Source organism: Streptomyces huasconensis (assembly GCF_021028635.1).
Taxonomy (GTDB): domain Bacteria; phylum Actinomycetota; class Actinomycetes; order Streptomycetales; family Streptomycetaceae; genus Streptomyces; species Streptomyces huasconensis.
The window spans coordinates 1,062,210-1,077,074 of sequence record NZ_CP086119.1 but is presented as its reverse complement, the minus strand read 5'-3'; the positions used below and the strand labels follow the sequence as shown (position 1 = coordinate 1,077,074).

Below are 14,865 nucleotides of genomic sequence, written 5' to 3'. Positions count from 1 at the left end.
AAGAGCGGAAAATTGTTCCGTCATTCGATTCCAGGTCTCGGTGGTGGTGACGCCGGTCGTGGCAGCGGCGGGCGGGCGAGCGTCGCGGGTGTGCGACCCGCTCCTCCGGTCGGCGGCCATGGCCGGCGGCTACCGGTCCTTGGGGTGGGGGGAGGGTTGCCAGGCGATCGCTTCCGATATATCGTTGAGCCATCGCGATCGATACGTGATTGATCGCCGAGTAGATAGAGGAGTGATCCGTATGCGTTCCCACGGTTTTGGCCATGGTGGCTTCGAGCACGAGCACGAGCAGGGGCGGGGGCGCCACGGCGGCCGCCCCGGCCGGGAAGGAGGCGGCCGGGAGGGCTTCGGCGGCTTCGGTGGATTCGAGGGGCGGCGCGCGGCGTTCGGCCCGTTCGGCCCCGGCTTCGGGGGGCCCGGTGGGCCAGGCGGCCCCTGGGGTGGTCGCGGCGGGCGGGGCGGCCCGCGGGGGCGGGCGCGGCGCGGTGACGTACGCGCCTCGATCCTGGCCCTCCTGAAGGACCGCCCCATGCATGGCTACGAGATGATCCAGGAGATCGCCGAGCGCAGCGGCGGGGCGTGGAAGCCCAGCCCCGGTTCGGTCTACCCGACCCTCCAGCTCCTGGAGGACGAGGGGCTCATCAGCAGCGCGAGCGAGGGCGGCAAGAAGCTCTTCTCGCTCACCGACGCAGGCCGCGAGGCCGCAGAGGAGGGGCCCGAGGCTCCCTGGGAAGAGGCCGGGCGCGGGGTCGACTGGGACACGCTGAACGAGATCCGGCAGGCCGGCTTCGGTCTGATGGAGGCGTTCGGCCAGGTCTGGAAGACCGGCAGCAAGGAGCAGCGCGAGAAGGCGGTCTCCGTCATCAACGACGCCCGCAAGAAGCTGTACCTGATCCTCGCCGATGAGGACTGAGGGGGCGGGGGCCGCCGGCCCCTGTCACAGATGAGGCGCTCCGCACCACACGTGTGGGGCGCCTCATCTGTGGGGCCACCTCGCGGGCGGGCCCTTGGGGCGTTCCACTCGCCGTACGAGGAGCCGTACGAGGAGAAGTCGGTGAGCCGCGCCCGGACCTTCCCGGCGGGTGCCTCCATCCGTGCTTCCGCGCTGCCTTCGGCTCGCACGTTCAACCCTGTTGAACCGTCAGGGGCCCGGTGCCGCCGGGCTCCGGAGGGTGGGATAGTGTTCCTCCGTCCTGCGACGCCCGCAGGCGACGAACCTTGGAGGTGAGACCCATTACCGCAGCAGCAGGTCGGGTGCTTCCTCCTCGCGACCACGCGGTTCACCCGGCATAGGTGACCCGAGGGAGCCCCGCCGGGACATCCTCGGAAGGTTTTCCTCGCATGTCGGTTCCGTCTTTCTCAGCCACACCCGCTCCCGCTTCTCCCGTCTTCCCCGCCTCTTCCGCCCAAGGCGCCGCCGTCGTCACGGCGCTGCGCGCCGCGGGCTGTGTCTTCGCCGAGGACGAGGCGGAGCTGATCCTCTCCACCGCCCGAACCCCGGCCGAGGTCTCCGCCATGGTCGAGCGCAGGGCGGGCGGCCTGCCCCTGGAACACGTCGTCGGCTGGGCCGAGTTCCGCGGTCTGCGGATCGCCGTCGACCCCGGGGTGTTCGTGCCGCGCCGCCGCACCGAGTTCCTCGTCGCCCAGGCCGCCGCCCTCGCGGGGCGCGAAGCCGTCGTCGTCGACCTGTGCTGCGGATCGGGCGCGCTCGGCGCCGCGCTCGCCGCCGGCCTCGACCGGGTCGAGCTGCACGCCGCCGACATCGACCCCGCGGCGGTCCGCTGCGCCCGGCGCAATGTCGCGGCCGCCGGGGGAGAGGTGTACGAGGGCGACCTCTACGACCCACTGCCCGGCGACCTCCGCGGCCGCGTCGGTGTCCTGCTGGCCAACGTCCCCTACGTACCCACCCGCGACGTCGGCCTGCTGCCCGCCGAGGCCCGTGTCCACGAGGCGCGGGTGGCGCTCGACGGCGGCAGCGACGGGCTCGACGTGCTGCGCAGGGTGACCGCCGGGGCGCCGCGCTGGCTGGCGCCCGGCGGCCACCTCCTGTTCGAGACGAGCGAGGGGCAGGTGCCCGCCGCCGTGGCCGCCGTCGAACGGGCGGGTCTGACGGCGCGGGTGGTCGAGGACGAGGAGCTGTACGCCACGGTCGTCATCGGCACGCGCTCGCGGCTCGCGGCCCGCGAGCGCTCTGCGTGAGTCACGCGAGGCTGCGCGTGAGTCCCGAGGCTACGCGTGAGTCAGTGAAGCCCTGCGTGAGTCACGTGAGGCTACGCGTGAGTCAGTGAAGCCCTGCGTGAGTCACGTGAGGCAGAAGGGGTGAGTGGGTCGCGCGCGTCCGGTGAGGTGGCGGAGCGTGGCCCATCCTCATCGTGTTGACCGCCCCGGCAGACAATGCTGGAGTCGGCACGTGGACAGCATCCCCGCCAACCGGCGGCTCTGGAACCAGATCAGCGGCCCCTACCAGCACAGGCACGACCCGCGCATCGGCGCCACACCCCGGCTGTGGGGCATGTACTCCATCCCCGACGCGCACCTGTGCGCCTTGGGCGACGTCACCGGCAAGCGCGTCCTCGAACTCGGCTGCGGCGCCGGCCAGTGGTCCAGGGCGCTCGCCGCCGAGGGGGCCACCGTGGTCGGGCTCGACCTGTCCGAAGCCCAACTCGCCGCAGCGACCCGGGCGATGGGAGCGGCCCGCTACCCGCTGGTGCAAGGCGCCGCCGAACAGCTCCCCTTCGCCGCCGACAGCTTCGACCTGGTGTTCTGCGACTTCGGTGGGCTCAGCTGGGCGCCCCCGCACCTGGCCGTCCCGCAGGCCGCACGCGTCCTGAGCCGGGGCGGGCGCCTGGTGTTCAACGTCGCCAGTCCGTGGTTCGAGGCATGCTACGACGAAGCCGCCGACCGCGTGACCACGACGCTGCAGAAGGACTACTTCGGGCTGCACACCATCGCCGAGGGCGACGGCGCGACCAGTTATCAGCTCACCTACGGCGACTGGGTCAAGGTCCTGCGCGGCGCGGGTCTCGTCATCGACGACCTCATCGAGCCGCGGCCCGAACGCGGCACACCCAACGGCTACAACGAAACCGACCCGCCCGACTGGGCCCGCCGCTGGCCGGCGGAACTGCTCTGGGTGACCCACAAACCGTAGGCTCCGCCGCGCCGGGAGAGGAAGGCATTCCCTCGCCGGGCCGGCGGGTCAGCCGACCCGGCGGATCACCGCCGCGTCGAAATGGTCCGACGCCCTGGGGAACGGGCTCTCGTCGTGGCAGTGCCAGGCGTCCCAGAACAGGTCGGCGGGCAGCGCGTCGTCGGGGGCGTACACCCGGTACACGTACTGCCTGCCGTCCACTGCCGGCAGGGCGACCATCCAGCACCTGCTCTCCATGCTTATGAGACATGTGACACCGCGCGGGGGTTGCCCTGGGGACGGCGGACGAGGGGGCGCCCCCCTCGGGGCCGGCCGGTCGGATCTCATCCGTAAGGAGGACAACCCAAACGCGGGCGCCCAACCTGCGTCGGACCCGAAGATGCTTCCCGCCGCCGATGCATATGCCACTGGCGGTTGATGTGGTGGGAGACGTGCAAAGCCGTACCCCGCCGGGGGCCGAACCCGGCCCGACCCGAGCAGAACTCGACTCGCGACTCAGCGCGGAGCTGGCCTCGGTGGTGGCCGGCGCGCGCCGTCGCGCCGTGCGGGACGGGGACCGGCAGATAGACACCGCGCACCTGCTGCACTCCCTGCTGGAAACCGATCCCGCAGTACGCGCCGTCTTCGAGAACGGCGCGCAGGTCGTGCGCCTCCTCGGCTACCTCGTACAGCGCAGCATCGGGTACGGCCTGCAATGGCAGGGCACCGTCGAGGACTCGGGCGCCGTGCCCGTGGTGGGGTCCGTGAAGGAGGCGGGCTGGTCGCCCGCCGCTCTCTCCGCGATGGACGTGGCGCTGGAGCGCGCCGAGTCACGCGAGGAGCCGCGAGCCCTCGGCATGGATCTGCTCGCCGGGCTCACCGCCGACCCGGAGTGCCGGGCCGTCGAGGTCCTGGGGCGCGCCGGGGTCGACGTCGAGGTGCTGCTCCGGCGCGTCGAGGAGGGATGCCGTCCGTACACCCAGGGGTTCCGGCGCACCTAGGGGCGCCGACAGACGTAGGAGCCCCGACACACCTAGAAGCCCCGGCGTCCGCCGGTTGAGACAGGCGTCAGGCGGGGTGACGGTCATGACACCTCCTGCCATGATGTGCCGGTGCAAGCGTCTCGGGGAATCCAGGAGAGCCAGCCGCTGCGTGGGGGCAAGGGGAGCCACGGCGGTGACGGCGGCAGGGCTTCCGGCCGCGGCCTGGGGCTCGGCCTCGCCCTCGTGTCGGCGCTCGCCTTCGGCGGCTCCGGCGTCGCGGCGAAACCGCTGATCGAAGCGGGCCTGGACCCCCTGCACGTGGTGTGGCTGCGGGTGGCGGGCGCCGCCCTGGTGATGCTGCCCGTGGCCTGGCGCCACCGCGCACTGCCGCGGCGCAGGCCCGCGCTGCTCGCCGGATTCGGTCTGCTCGCCGTGGCGGGCGTCCAGGCCTGCTACTTCGCCGCGCTCTCCCGCATCCCCGTCGGGGTCGCGCTCCTCATCGAGTACCTCGCCCCCGCCCTGGTCCTCGGCTGGGTCCGCTTCGTGCAGCGGCGGCCTGTCACGCGCGCGGCCGCGCTCGGCGTGGTGCTCGCGGTCGGCGGGCTCGCCTGCGTCGTCGAGGTGTGGTCGGGGCTGAGCTTCGACGCCGTGGGGCTGCTGCTCGCGCTCGGTGCCGCCTGCTGCCAGGTCGGCTACTTCGTCCTGTCCGACCAGGGCAGCGACGCCGGCGACGACGCCCCCGACCCCCTCGGCGTCATCGCGTACGGCCTGCTCGTGGGGACCGCCGTGCTGACCGTCGTGGCACGCCCGTGGGGCATGGACTGGTCGGTGCTCGCGGGCCGCGCGGATCTGGACGGCTCGACGGTGCCCGCCTGGGTCCTGCTCGCCTGGATCGTGCTCGTCGCGACCGTCGTCGCCTACGTCACCGGGGTGCTGTCCGTACGCAGGCTCTCGCCGCAGGTGGCCGGTGTCGTGGCCTGCCTGGAGGCCGTCATCGCGACCGCGCTGGCCTGGGTGATTCTGGGCGAGCACCTCTCCGCGCCGCAGATCGTCGGCGGCGCGGTGGTCCTGGCGGGCGCGTTCATCGCCCAGTCCTCGGCGCCCGTCGAGCCCTCCGTGAAGGGCGGCGTCCCGGATGCCGAAAGGGAGTTGTCGCGCGGCGGCGGCGCGACCTAGGGTTCTGATCATGTACGCACGAGCACTCGTTCTTCCGCCCCCCGCCGCCTAGCGCGGGGCATTCACGGATCGCGCCCGGGCCAGGCAAGTGGCCGGGCGGAACGGTGCTGCCCGCAGACGGAGCCAGACATTCCTTCTCTGCTGCGGAGAACTCACGTGTCCAACACGTCCAACAGTTGTCACACCTCTCACACCTCTCACACGGCCCCCGTGTCCGGCGTGTCGAACGCCGTCCTCGGCCTGTCCGTCGGGCGCGGCCTCTTCTATCTGATCGTCGCCGGAACCGCCTGGGGCACCGCCGGTGCCGCCGCCGCGCTCGTCTTCCGGGACAGCGACATGGGGCCGGTCAGCCTCTCCTTCTGGCGGTGCGCGGGCGGCTTCCTGCTGCTGCTCGCCGCCCGCCTCGCCCGGCCGCGCCACGCGCCCGCACGCGCACACGCGCCGCTGAGCCGCAGGGTCCGCCGGATCGTCGTGACGGGCGTCGCTCTCACGGTCTTCCAGACGGCGTACTTCGCGGCCGTCCAGAGCACCGGCCTGGCGGTCGGCACGGTCGTCACCATGGGGTCGGGGCCCGTCCTCATCGCCCTCGGCGCACGGCTCGCCCTGGGGGAGCGGCTCGGACGCGGCGGGGTCGTCGCCGTCGTGGGCGCGCTGGCCGGGCTCGTGGTGCTCGTCCTCGGCGGCGGCGGTGCGACCGTCCGGTCGGCGGGCGTGGCCTGGGGGCTCCTCTCCGCGGCCGCGTACGCCGCGATGACGCTGGTCACGCGGTGGTGGGGCCAGGACGGCGGTACCGACTCGTCCGACACCACCGTCTGGTCGTTCGCCGTCGTCGCGCTCTGCCTGCTGCCTCTCGCCACGGCCGAGGGCCTGGTGCCGCACACCGCCGAGCCCGCGCGCGTGGGCGCCCATCTGCTCTACATCGCGGCGGTGCCGACAGCGGTCGCGTACACGCTGTACTTCGCCGGGGCGGCCGTCGTGCGGTCCGCCACCGTCTCCGTGATCACGCTCCTGGAGCCGGTCAGCGCCGCCGTCATCGCGGTCGCGCTGCTGGGCGAGGAGCTGACGGTGGCGACGGTCGCGGGCACGGTGCTGATGCTGGCCGCGGTGACGGGGCTCGCGGTCGCCGAGACGCGGAGCGTGGTGGCGGCGCGCAGGGAAGCGGCGCCGGTGTGACCGTCGCGGGTCCGCCCGCCGCCCACGGGGATCGGGGCGGCGGGCGGACCCGCGAGGTTCCGGCTAGGCCTCGCGGCGGCGCAAGTGGTGCGCCAGGGCGGCCGCGTCGCCGGGCCCTCCCCGCTCCGCGAGCCCGGCCGCGATGCGCTCCCGGACCTCCGCCGGCTTGTGGACCGCGTACTTGAACTTCGCCCGTACGTCGATGACGTCGAGGCACAGCGCGCGGATGCCCGAGAGCATGCGGCCGTACGGCGCCTCGCCGACCGCCGCCCGCGCGGAGCCGCCCTCCGGCTGGAAGTGCGCGACCTGGCGGTTCAGGATCTCGGCCTTCTCCGCCGGGTCGTCGACCACGCGAGCGGTGCAGCGGAGCTGGACGGCGGCGTAGAGGCTGGTGGGCACGCCGTGCTCGGGCGGGCCTTCCGGGGCGGCCTGCCAGGGGCCCGGCACGAACACGTAGTCGTCGACCACGCTCAGGAGCACCTCGGGGTCGCTCTCGACGGCCTGCCACAGGGGGTTCGGCCGGGCCAGGTGGGTCAGCACCCTGCCGTGCTCGCCATGACCGGCCTCGTACGTGAAGTGCGTCGGCTGGACGTGCGGGGGCTCGCCCGGCAGGCCGTTCACCGCGAGCTGGCCGAAGTCGTGGGCGGCCAGCCACTGTTGCCACTCGCCGTCGGTGCGGGCGGCGTCCCAGGGGTGGATCAGCACTACAGCTCCACCAGGTAGTCCGGGATCTCGATGCCGGGCGCGAGATCGGCGGCGGGGATCAGGGCGTCGTGGCCCTTGCGCAGCGGGACGATCCCCGACCAGTGGGGGAGGCCCATGTCCTCGGGCTCGTCGTTCGGGCCGCCGGTGCGGGCCTTCGCTGACACCTCGTTCAGATCGAGGCGGAGCACGGCGGTGGCCGCCAGCTCCTTGGCGTTGGCGGGGCGCGAGTCGGCGGAGCGGCCCGGCACGACGTGGTCGACGAGCGCGTCCAGGGCGGTCCGCTTCTCCTCCGGGTCGGTGACCTGGTGGGCGGTGCCATGGACCACCACGGAGCGGTAGTTGATCGAGTGGTGGAAGGCGGAGCGGGCCAGGACGAGGCCGTCGACGTGGGTGACGGTCAGGCAGACCTCGAGGCCCGGGTCCTCCTGGCCGTCCCGGGCGGCGCCGGCCATGTGCAGGGGCCGGGACCCCGTCGAACCGTGCACGTACAGGCGCTCGCCGACGCGGCCGTAGAGGGTCGGCAGTACGACGGGGGAGCCGTCGCGCACGAAACCGAGGTGGCAGACGTAGGCCTCGTCGAGTATCGCGTGCACCGTCTCGCGGTCGTACGAAGCCCGCTGCCGGGCGCGGGTGGGAACGGTGCGGTCGGTCGGTGCGTAGGCGGCGCCCTCCGGTGCGGCGCTCCCCGGTGCGGCGGTGTCCGTGGTGGACGGCGTCGTCTGCATGGCCTCTCCTTGGTGGTCCGTGGGCCGCGCCGCGCTCGGTGGCGGGGGATGCGGCATCGCGGTGTTGCCGTTTAGTTTGTACTAGTGCATACTTTGTTTTGTGCTAGGAGAGTATCGGATCGAAGGTCGACGCGCAGCCGATATCGCCGCCAGTGTGGAGCGTGCCGTCGGTGACGGCGGCCTGGAGCCCGGCCAACTGCTGCCGCCCATGCGGGAGTTGGCGTCACGGCTCGGGGTGAATCCCAATACCGTCGCGGCCGCCTATCGCACGCTGCGGGAGCGCGGGGTCATCGAGACGGCCGGGCGGCGCGGCAGCCGGGTGCGGCCGAAGCCCGCCACGACCGCCCGCGAGCTGATCCGCGTGGATGCCCCGCCCGGGGTGCGGAACGTCTCCAAGGGCAATCCCGACACGCACCTGCTGCCCGCGCTCACCGAGGCGTTCACGGCGGCCGCGGCGCAGGGCGACGAGAAACCGGTCCTCTACGGAGAAGGCGCCGTCGACCCCGCACTCGAACGGCACGTACGCAGGGCCTTCGAGGCGGAGGGCGTGCCGCCCGGGCCCGTCGCCGTCGCCTCCGGAGCCCTCGACGCCATGGAGCGGGTGCTCGCCGCCCACCTCAGGCCCGGTGACGCCGTGGCCGTCGAGGACCCGGGGTGGGGCAGTCTGTTCGACCTCGTCTCGGCCATGGGGCTGCGGGCGGTCCCCTTCGGAGTCGACGACGAGGGGCCGCTGCCCGCCGAGGTGGAGCGGGCCCTCTCCGAAGGCGCCCGCGCGATCGTCGTGACCGACCGCGCGCAGAACCCCACCGGCGCCGCCCTCAGCGCCCCACGCGCGCGTGCCCTGCGGAAGGTGCTCGCCGGGCACAAGGGGACGCTGCTCATCGAGGACGACCACGGCCACGGCATCGTCGACCTGCCGCTGCACCCGCTCGCCGGGGTGACCCACAGCTGGGCCCTGGTGCGCTCGACCGCCAAGGCGTACGGGCCCGACCTGCGGCTGGCCGTGCTCACCGGTGATCCCGTCACCGTCGACCGGGTGCAGGGGCGCCAGCGGCTCGGCCCCGGCTGGGTCAGCCGGCTGCTCCAGCGGGCCGTGGTGCGGCTCTGGGAGAGCGGGGCGGTCGATCCCGCCGTGGTGGCGGCGTCGTACGCGCGTCGGCGGGACGCGTTGATCGCGGCGCTCGCCGAGCGGGGCGTGCCGGCGCACGGGCGCAGCGGCATGAACGTCTGGGTGCCGGTTCCGGACGAGACCGGGGCGGTGGCCCGGCTGCTGCACGCCGGGTGGGCGGTCGCCCCGGGCGCGCGGTTCCGGCTGAGCGCGCCGCCCGGGGTGCGGATCACCATCGCTGCACTCGCCGACGAGGACATCGTGCCGGTGGCCGACGCGGTCGCCTCGGCTGTCGGACCTGCCCCGGCGCGGCGTTACGGGTGAGGGAGGCGTAAGGGCCGGGGCAGGGGCGGGCTGGGGGTCAGCGTCGGGACCGGGGCCGGGACTGGGTGAGCGCCGCGCCCGCCAGGACGATCACCGCGCCGACCGGCGTCGACCAGCTGAGGGACTCGCCGAGCACGGCGACCCCCGCGGCGGTCGCGATGACCGGGACGAAGTACGTGACCATCTGGGCGGTGGTCGGCCCGACCTCGGAGACCAAGCTGTACTGCAACAGGAAGGCGAGCCCCGTGCCGAGGGCCCCGAGCGCCACGACCGCGAGCAGCGGCACGACGGGGAAGCTCGTCGGCAGCGACGTGAACAGCGGGGTCACCACGGCCAGTTCGGCGGTCGCCAGCAACAACTGGGCGCCGGTCAGCGAGAGGTTCGAATGCCCCGCGCCGGCCAGCGTGCGGCGTACGTAGATCCAGCCGATCGGATAGCTGAGCGAGGCCAGCAGCGCCAGTACCGTGCCGGTGACGTCGAGGCCGTTGAAACCCTGCCAGGCGCCCAGCACCGTCAGCACCCCGAAGAAGCCGATGCCGAGGCCCGCGACGCGGCGGCGGGTCGGGCGGTCCTCGGAGAGCGCCACGAGCGAGAGGGCCATACCCCACAGCGGTGACGTCGCGTTGCAGATCCCGGCGAGCGTCGAGGGGATGGTCAGCTCGGCGTACGCGAAGAGGGAGAACGGCAGGGCGTTGAGGAACAGCGCCGCCACCGCCAGGTGCAGCCAGGTCCGCGCCCCGCGCGGCAGCCGCTCCCGCTTCACGACGAGGACGGCGGCGACCACGGCCGTGCCGAACACCAGTCGCCCCAGGGTGACTTGGAAGGGCGCGTACGCGTCCGTGCCGACCTTGATCAGCAGGAAACTGAAGCCCCAGATCAGCGAGAGGATGCCGAAGCGGACGCGCCAGTCGAGGCCGGGGCGGTTCGCCGGGCGGTCCGTGGGGTGGTTCGCGGGGCGGTCCGTGGCGGCAGTCGGTGGGGCGGTGGAACGGTGGGGCGCGGGGGTGGTGGTGGCCGTGCCGGAGCGTGGGGGCGGGGTACTCATGGGTTCCACGATGGGCCTCGATGATCTCGTAGCACAAGCGATATTTGTTGCCCGGTATCGCTTAGCGCTGCTTACATGTGGGGACTGCCTTACACGTCGGGGGCTGCTTCCATGGGGGGGCCTGCTCACAGGTCCGGGCCGCTTACATGCCGAGCGCGGGAGTTCCCCCGGCGTTCTGCCCCAACCCCTCGCCGACCCGGGAGTCTGCCCATGCTGAACCTGGAGCGCCTGCGCACGCTCGACGCCCTCGCCCGGCACGGCTCGGTCGGCGGAGCCGCCGCCGGCCTGCACGTCACGACCTCCGCGGTGTCCCAGCAGATGGCGAAGCTGGAGCGGGAGGTCGGCCAGCAGCTCCTGGCCAAGAACGGCCGGGGCGTACGCCTGACCGACGCGGGGCGGCTGCTCGCCGAACACGCCGCGCGGATTCTCTCGCAGGTCGAACGCGCCCAGGCCGACCTGGAGGAGCAGCGCGGCAAGGCGGTCGGCGAGCTGCGGATCTCGGCGTTCCCCACGGCCATGCGCGGCCTGCTGCCCGCCGCGCTCGCCGCGCTGCGCGCCGGGCACCCGGGGCTGCGGGTCGGCTGCCACGAAGTGGAACCGGCGCCCGCGGTGGCGGCGGTGGTGCGCGGTGACATCGACATGGCGGTCGTCCTGGACTGGTACAACAAGCCGCTGCCGATTCCGGACGGCCTGGTCAAGGCGCCTCTCCTCGACGACCCCGCCGACGTCGCCATGCCTGCCGCGCACCCCCTCGCCGACCGGTCCGAAGTGGACCTGGAGGAGTTCGCCGACGACGAGTGGATCACTTGGGGGGAGGGCGAGTTCTGCCACGAGTGGCTGCTGTTGACGCTGCGCGGCAAGGGCATCGAACCGCGCGTCGCGCACCGCGCCCAGGAGCACCACACCCAGCTCGCCCTGGTCGCGGCCGGCCTCGGCGTCTGCGTGGCCCCCCGGTTGGGCCGCGACCCGATGCCGGTCGGCGTGCGCGCGGTTCCGGTACGGCACCGGGTGCGGCGCCACGTGTACGTGGTGTGGCGGGCGGACGCGGACCGGCGCCCGTCGATCAGGGCCGCGGTGGAGGCGCTGCGGGCGGCCGGGGCGGGGCTGGGCTAGGACCAGTCCCTCTCTTGAGCGGGCGTCGGCCCGGAGAGGCATCCCGTAGCCGCCTTTCCGGCCTCCGTGGTCAGCCCGCCAGCTTGCGGAAGTCCCAGGACGCGATCGCGTCCGGTGTGAGCCGGAGCCACGCGTGGCGGCCGTCGTGCGGCATCGCGTCCAGGCCGAACAGCTTGCGGGCGAACAACCGCTCAGGGGTCTCGAGTTCGGGGCACGGCTCACCCGTGCGCGGCGCCTCCCCGACGAACTCCACGGTGCCGGACAGCTCGGCGCCGCGCAGCTCGCCGTACTCCTCGCCCGCGTCGACCACCACCGCGATCCGCTGATCCCGGCGCAGATCGGCCCAGCGCTTGCTGCGGGTGATCGAGTACATCCACAGTGATGTGCCGTCCCAGACGAACCAGAGGGGGCTGGCGTGCGGGGCGCCGTCGGCGGAGACCGTCGCCACCCGGCAGGTGCGTTCCGTGGCGAGGAAGGCGTCGAGTTCGTCCGGCGTCATCATGATCCTGCGGCCCCGGCGCTGTGTCACGGCCATGTGTCCTCCCGAGTGATGAGCCCCCCCACGCCCGCAATTGACGAGGCGTCAGCAAAGAATGAGGGCTCTTCCTTCGTGGCGCAATGGCCGTTAGCCTCGCGCGGACTCCGGGCAGCGGCCGCCGTCGGGGACCGACTGCCCGGGCGCTCACGACAGGGGGAGCCATGCCGTCGTACGAACAGCTCAGGGAGATCCTCGACCCGGCCACCACCGTTCTGCTGACCGTCGAGTGCCAGCAGGGCGTCGTCGGCACCGAGAGCGCGCTGCCCGAACTCGCCGAGGAGGCCAGGTCGTCCGGTGCCCTGGCGAACGTGGCGCGGCTGGTGTCCGCGGCCCATCACAGCGGCGTCCAGGTCCTGCACGCGGTCGCCGAGCGGCGCCCCGACGGGCGGGGGGCCAACAGCAACGCCCGGATCTTCCGCGCCGCCGAACGGCTTCCCGTACGGCAGCTCTGCGGGACGAAAGCCGTGCGGATCGCGCCGCCCCTCGAAGTGGCCGAGGAGGACCTTGTCGTACGCCGCCTGCACGGCCTCTCGCCGCTCGCGGGCACCGACGTCGACCCGCTGCTGCGCAACCTCGGCTGCCGCGCCCTCGTGGTCACCGGCGTCTCCGCCAACGTCGCGATACCCAACGCCGTGTTCGACGCGGTGAACCTCGGCTACACCGCCGTCGTGCCCGCCGACGCCATCGCGGGAGTCCCCGCCGAGTACACGCCCGCGATGGTCCGCAACACCCTGGCGCTCGTCGCCACCGTCACGCGTACGCGGGACGTGCTGGGCGTGTGGCGGGGGCCGCGCGGGACGTAGGCGTGGGGGGCTTCCACCGGCCGGTCGTGAGCCTCGCCATGACGCGCGCGGACGCGGCCCTCCGTCGCCGCCCGCCTGGACGTCGGGGTCCGGCACGGACGGCTCGCGGCGGCCACGGACACCGTGGCCGCCGCGCTCGCGCTCGCCGGTACCGCCCACCAACTCCTGATGACCGGGCGGGGAGGTTCCCCGGCCCCCAGGGAGAACATGGAGCGGCTGGTGGCGCTGGTCGTCGGGTCCGGCTCGGCGACCGGACCTCTCAGGCAAGCGTGATCGAGTCACCGTCCACGGAGATCTCGGCGGCCGGCAGCGGGCTGGTCGCCGGCTTCTGCTCGACACTGCCGTCGGCGATGGAGAACTTGCTCCCGTGGCAGGGGCAGTTGATGGTGCCCCCTTCGACGCTCGTCACCGGGCACTGCTTGTGGGTGCAGAGGTTCGAGAACGCCTTGAACTCGCCCTTGGTGGGCTGGGTGACCACCACCCCCTCGTCCTTGAAGATCTTGCCGCCGCCCACGGGGATGTCCGCCGTCCTGGCGAGCACCGCTCCGGTGGCCCCGTCGCCGCCACCGGACGACCGCGCGCCCGCCGGGGCGGTGGAGTCGTTGCCGCCGTCGCCGCTGTCACTGTCGCCGCCGCACGCGGTCAGGGCGGCGGCGAGCCCCACGCCACCGATCGTGGCCACGACGGTGCGGCGGCGGGGCCCGGAGAAGGGTTCCTCGGAAGTCGTCATGCCCGGTGGTACGGCCCCGCGCGCCGCCGCGTTCAAACGCCCGCGGACCTCGTGCGCGTCGGGGCCCAGCCGGGAACGGTTGCCTCGCGGTGCTGAGGGGGTCACTCCAGGCGTCGGCGGTCCTCCTCGGTCCACTTGGTGGTGTCACGCGGTTCGACGTACGGCTCCTCGTTCTCCGGATGGCCGCCCTCTATGGCCCGCTGACGGGCCATCTCCGCGTCGAACTCCAGGCCCAGCAGGATCGCCAGGTTGGTGATCCACAGCCACACCAGGAAGATGATGACGCCGGCGAGGGTGCCGTAGGTCTTGTTGTACGAGGCGAAGTTGGCCACGTACAGCGCGAAGCCGGCCGAGGCGATCATCCAGATCAGCAGGGCGAGCAGGCTGCCGGGGGTCACCCATTTGAAGCCGCGGCCCCGGGCGTTGGGGGCGGCCCAGTACAGGATCGCGATCATGATGATGACGAGCAGGACCAGGACCGGCCACTTCGCGATCGACCACGCGGTCATGGCGCCGTCCCCGATCCCCAGCGCGGAGCCCGCCCGCTGCGCGAGGGGACCGGTGAACACCACGATCAGCGCACTGATGACCGCCAGCACCATCAGGATGACCGTCAACGCCAGGCGCAGGGGCAGCACCTTCCACACCGGGCGGCCCTCCGGCATGTCGTAGACGGCGTTGGAGGTGCGGATGAACGCCGCGATGTAGCCGGAGGCCGACCACACCGCCAGCACCAGACCGACGATCGCCATGAGCGAGCCGGTCCCGCCGTTGCCCTGCAGTTGCTGAACGGCATTGGAGATGATGTCGCGCGCCGGGCCGGGGGCGAGCTTCTGCAAGTTGTCCATGACCTGCTGCGTGGCCGACTTGCCCGCGATCCCGAGCAGTGACACCAGCACCAACAGGGCCGGGAAGAGGGACAGGACGCCGTAGTAGGTCAGGCTCGCGGCCCGGTCGGCGAGTTCGTCGTCCTGGAACTCCTTCGCCGTGCGCTTGAGCAGCACCCACCACGACCTCTTGGGCATGGCCGTCGGCTCATCGGGCGCGTTGCGTTCCACTTCCGGGTTCGGACCGATGTTCTCCGATCCGCGTGTGGCCTCGGATGTGCCGTTCGCACGGTCGTCGTGGTGGCCGGTGCCGCTGTCACCGCTGGGTTCGTTCCGTCGCTGAGGTGATTCCGGGGTCGGTGCCATGCGAGATGGGTAACCGGACCCGGCAGGACGGAAACAGATTCCGTTTGCAGGCACTCGCGATGTTTCGTCCGGTCTGTGGCGGTGAGTCGGAGGGGGAGCCCAACACCGAGGAAGAAGGA

16 protein-coding genes are annotated in these 14,865 nt (G+C 72.9%); 9 read left to right on the top strand and 7 right to left on the bottom strand.

The annotated features are described in order from the left end of the window. Positions 1–241: 241 nt before the first annotated feature. The 3 genes from J2N69_RS04815 to J2N69_RS04805 all read left to right on the top strand — a co-directional run bounded on the left by J2N69_RS04815 (position 242) and on the right by J2N69_RS04805 (position 3,151). Complete coding sequence (locus tag J2N69_RS04815; protein ID WP_230899629.1) at positions 242–913, top strand: PadR family transcriptional regulator; 672 nt, start codon at positions 242–244, stop codon at positions 911–913. 428 nt (positions 914–1,341) lie between these two features. Beyond that, the gene (locus J2N69_RS04810) at positions 1,342–2,199 is read left to right on the top strand and encodes a putative protein N(5)-glutamine methyltransferase (RefSeq protein WP_230899628.1); all 858 of its coding nucleotides are present in this window, start codon (positions 1,342–1,344) and stop codon (positions 2,197–2,199) included. Positions 2,200–2,410: 211 nt separating this feature from the next. Then, positions 2,411–3,151 (top strand): class I SAM-dependent methyltransferase, encoded by a 741-nt coding sequence (locus J2N69_RS04805; RefSeq protein ID WP_230899627.1) that lies wholly within the window; start codon positions 2,411–2,413, stop codon positions 3,149–3,151. Positions 3,152–3,199: 48 nt separating this feature from the next. On the opposite strand, the gene J2N69_RS04800 is transcribed toward J2N69_RS04805, so the two are convergent. Next, entirely contained in the window at positions 3,200–3,388 is a 189-nt protein-coding gene (locus J2N69_RS04800) for a hypothetical protein (protein WP_127913177.1), read from the bottom strand. A 194-nt stretch (positions 3,389–3,582) separates the two neighbouring features. On the opposite strand from J2N69_RS04800, the gene J2N69_RS04795 reads away from it, so the two are divergent. From J2N69_RS04795 to J2N69_RS04785, 3 genes are all read left to right on the top strand, one after another. Next, on the top strand, positions 3,583–4,131 hold the full coding sequence (locus tag J2N69_RS04795; protein WP_230899626.1) for a Clp protease N-terminal domain-containing protein: 549 nt from the start codon (positions 3,583–3,585) through the stop codon (positions 4,129–4,131). Between the two features lie 147 nt (positions 4,132–4,278). Next, positions 4,279–5,289 carry an EamA family transporter gene (locus tag J2N69_RS04790; RefSeq protein ID WP_230904582.1) on the top strand — a complete coding sequence of 337 codons (1,011 nt, stop codon included), beginning with the start codon at positions 4,279–4,281 and terminating at the stop codon, positions 5,287–5,289. A gap of 219 nt (positions 5,290–5,508) precedes the next feature. Next, positions 5,509–6,462, top strand: coding sequence for a DMT family transporter (locus tag J2N69_RS04785; protein ID WP_230899625.1), 954 nt, complete (start codon positions 5,509–5,511; stop codon positions 6,460–6,462). 63 nt (positions 6,463–6,525) lie between these two features. On the opposite strand, the gene J2N69_RS04780 is transcribed toward J2N69_RS04785, so the two are convergent. Then, the gene (locus J2N69_RS04780; protein WP_230899624.1) at positions 6,526–7,167 is read right to left on the bottom strand and encodes an FMN-binding negative transcriptional regulator; all 642 of its coding nucleotides are present in this window, start codon (positions 7,165–7,167) and stop codon (positions 6,526–6,528) included. After that, complete coding sequence (locus tag J2N69_RS04775; protein ID WP_230899623.1) at positions 7,167–7,892, bottom strand: pyridoxamine 5'-phosphate oxidase family protein; 726 nt, start codon at positions 7,890–7,892, stop codon at positions 7,167–7,169. Before J2N69_RS04775 ends, J2N69_RS04780 begins: the two co-directional genes overlap by 1 nt. 100 nt (positions 7,893–7,992) lie before the next feature. On the opposite strand from J2N69_RS04775, the gene J2N69_RS04770 reads away from it, so the two are divergent. Then, complete coding sequence (locus J2N69_RS04770; RefSeq protein ID WP_230899622.1) at positions 7,993–9,324, top strand: aminotransferase class I/II-fold pyridoxal phosphate-dependent enzyme; 1,332 nt, start codon at positions 7,993–7,995, stop codon at positions 9,322–9,324. A 37-nt stretch (positions 9,325–9,361) separates the two neighbouring features. On the opposite strand, the gene J2N69_RS04765 is transcribed toward J2N69_RS04770, so the two are convergent. Then, positions 9,362–10,369 (bottom strand): DMT family transporter, encoded by a 1,008-nt coding sequence (locus tag J2N69_RS04765; protein ID WP_230899621.1) that lies wholly within the window; start codon positions 10,367–10,369, stop codon positions 9,362–9,364. A gap of 210 nt (positions 10,370–10,579) precedes the next feature. Here J2N69_RS04765 and J2N69_RS04760 point away from each other — a divergent pair, with 210 nt between their 5' ends. Further along, positions 10,580–11,482 (top strand): LysR family transcriptional regulator, encoded by a 903-nt coding sequence (locus J2N69_RS04760; RefSeq protein WP_230899620.1) that lies wholly within the window; start codon positions 10,580–10,582, stop codon positions 11,480–11,482. A 70-nt stretch (positions 11,483–11,552) separates the two neighbouring features. Here the strand turns inward: J2N69_RS04760 and J2N69_RS04755 are convergent, their stop codons facing one another. After that, complete coding sequence (locus J2N69_RS04755; RefSeq protein WP_230899619.1) at positions 11,553–12,017, bottom strand: pyridoxamine 5'-phosphate oxidase family protein; 465 nt, start codon at positions 12,015–12,017, stop codon at positions 11,553–11,555. 164 nt (positions 12,018–12,181) lie between these two features. Between J2N69_RS04755 and J2N69_RS04750 the strand changes: the two genes are divergently transcribed. Next, positions 12,182–12,823, top strand: coding sequence for a cysteine hydrolase family protein (locus J2N69_RS04750; RefSeq protein WP_230899618.1), 642 nt, complete (start codon positions 12,182–12,184; stop codon positions 12,821–12,823). A gap of 259 nt (positions 12,824–13,082) precedes the next feature. Here the strand turns inward: J2N69_RS04750 and J2N69_RS04745 are convergent, their stop codons facing one another. After that, the gene (locus J2N69_RS04745) at positions 13,083–13,553 is read right to left on the bottom strand and encodes a Rieske (2Fe-2S) protein (RefSeq protein ID WP_230899617.1); all 471 of its coding nucleotides are present in this window, start codon (positions 13,551–13,553) and stop codon (positions 13,083–13,085) included. Between the two features lie 101 nt (positions 13,554–13,654). Continuing rightward, positions 13,655–14,746, bottom strand: coding sequence for a YihY/virulence factor BrkB family protein (locus J2N69_RS04740; RefSeq protein WP_230899616.1), 1,092 nt, complete (start codon positions 14,744–14,746; stop codon positions 13,655–13,657). Positions 14,747–14,865: the final 119 nt, after the last annotated feature.

Excerpts from the sequence above, each read along its gene's own strand:
- J2N69_RS04815 (WP_230899629.1), top strand. The coding sequence starts at position 242 with ATGCGTTCCCACGGTTTTGGCCATGGTGGCTTCGAGCACGAGCACGAG.
- J2N69_RS04810 (WP_230899628.1), top strand. The coding sequence starts at position 1,342 with ATGTCGGTTCCGTCTTTCTCAGCCACACCCGCTCCCGCTTCTCCCGTC.
- J2N69_RS04800 (WP_127913177.1), bottom strand. The coding sequence starts at position 3,388 with ATGGAGAGCAGGTGCTGGATGGTCGCCCTGCCGGCAGTGGACGGCAGG.
- J2N69_RS04775 (WP_230899623.1), bottom strand. The coding sequence starts at position 7,892 with ATGCAGACGACGCCGTCCACCACGGACACCGCCGCACCGGGGAGCGCC.
- J2N69_RS04765 (WP_230899621.1), bottom strand. The coding sequence starts at position 10,369 with ATGAGTACCCCGCCCCCACGCTCCGGCACGGCCACCACCACCCCCGCG.
- J2N69_RS04760 (WP_230899620.1), top strand. The coding sequence starts at position 10,580 with ATGCTGAACCTGGAGCGCCTGCGCACGCTCGACGCCCTCGCCCGGCAC.
- J2N69_RS04755 (WP_230899619.1), bottom strand. The coding sequence starts at position 12,017 with ATGGCCGTGACACAGCGCCGGGGCCGCAGGATCATGATGACGCCGGAC.
- J2N69_RS04750 (WP_230899618.1), top strand. The coding sequence starts at position 12,182 with ATGCCGTCGTACGAACAGCTCAGGGAGATCCTCGACCCGGCCACCACC.
- J2N69_RS04745 (WP_230899617.1), bottom strand. The coding sequence starts at position 13,553 with ATGACGACTTCCGAGGAACCCTTCTCCGGGCCCCGCCGCCGCACCGTC.
- J2N69_RS04740 (WP_230899616.1), bottom strand. The coding sequence starts at position 14,746 with ATGGCACCGACCCCGGAATCACCTCAGCGACGGAACGAACCCAGCGGT.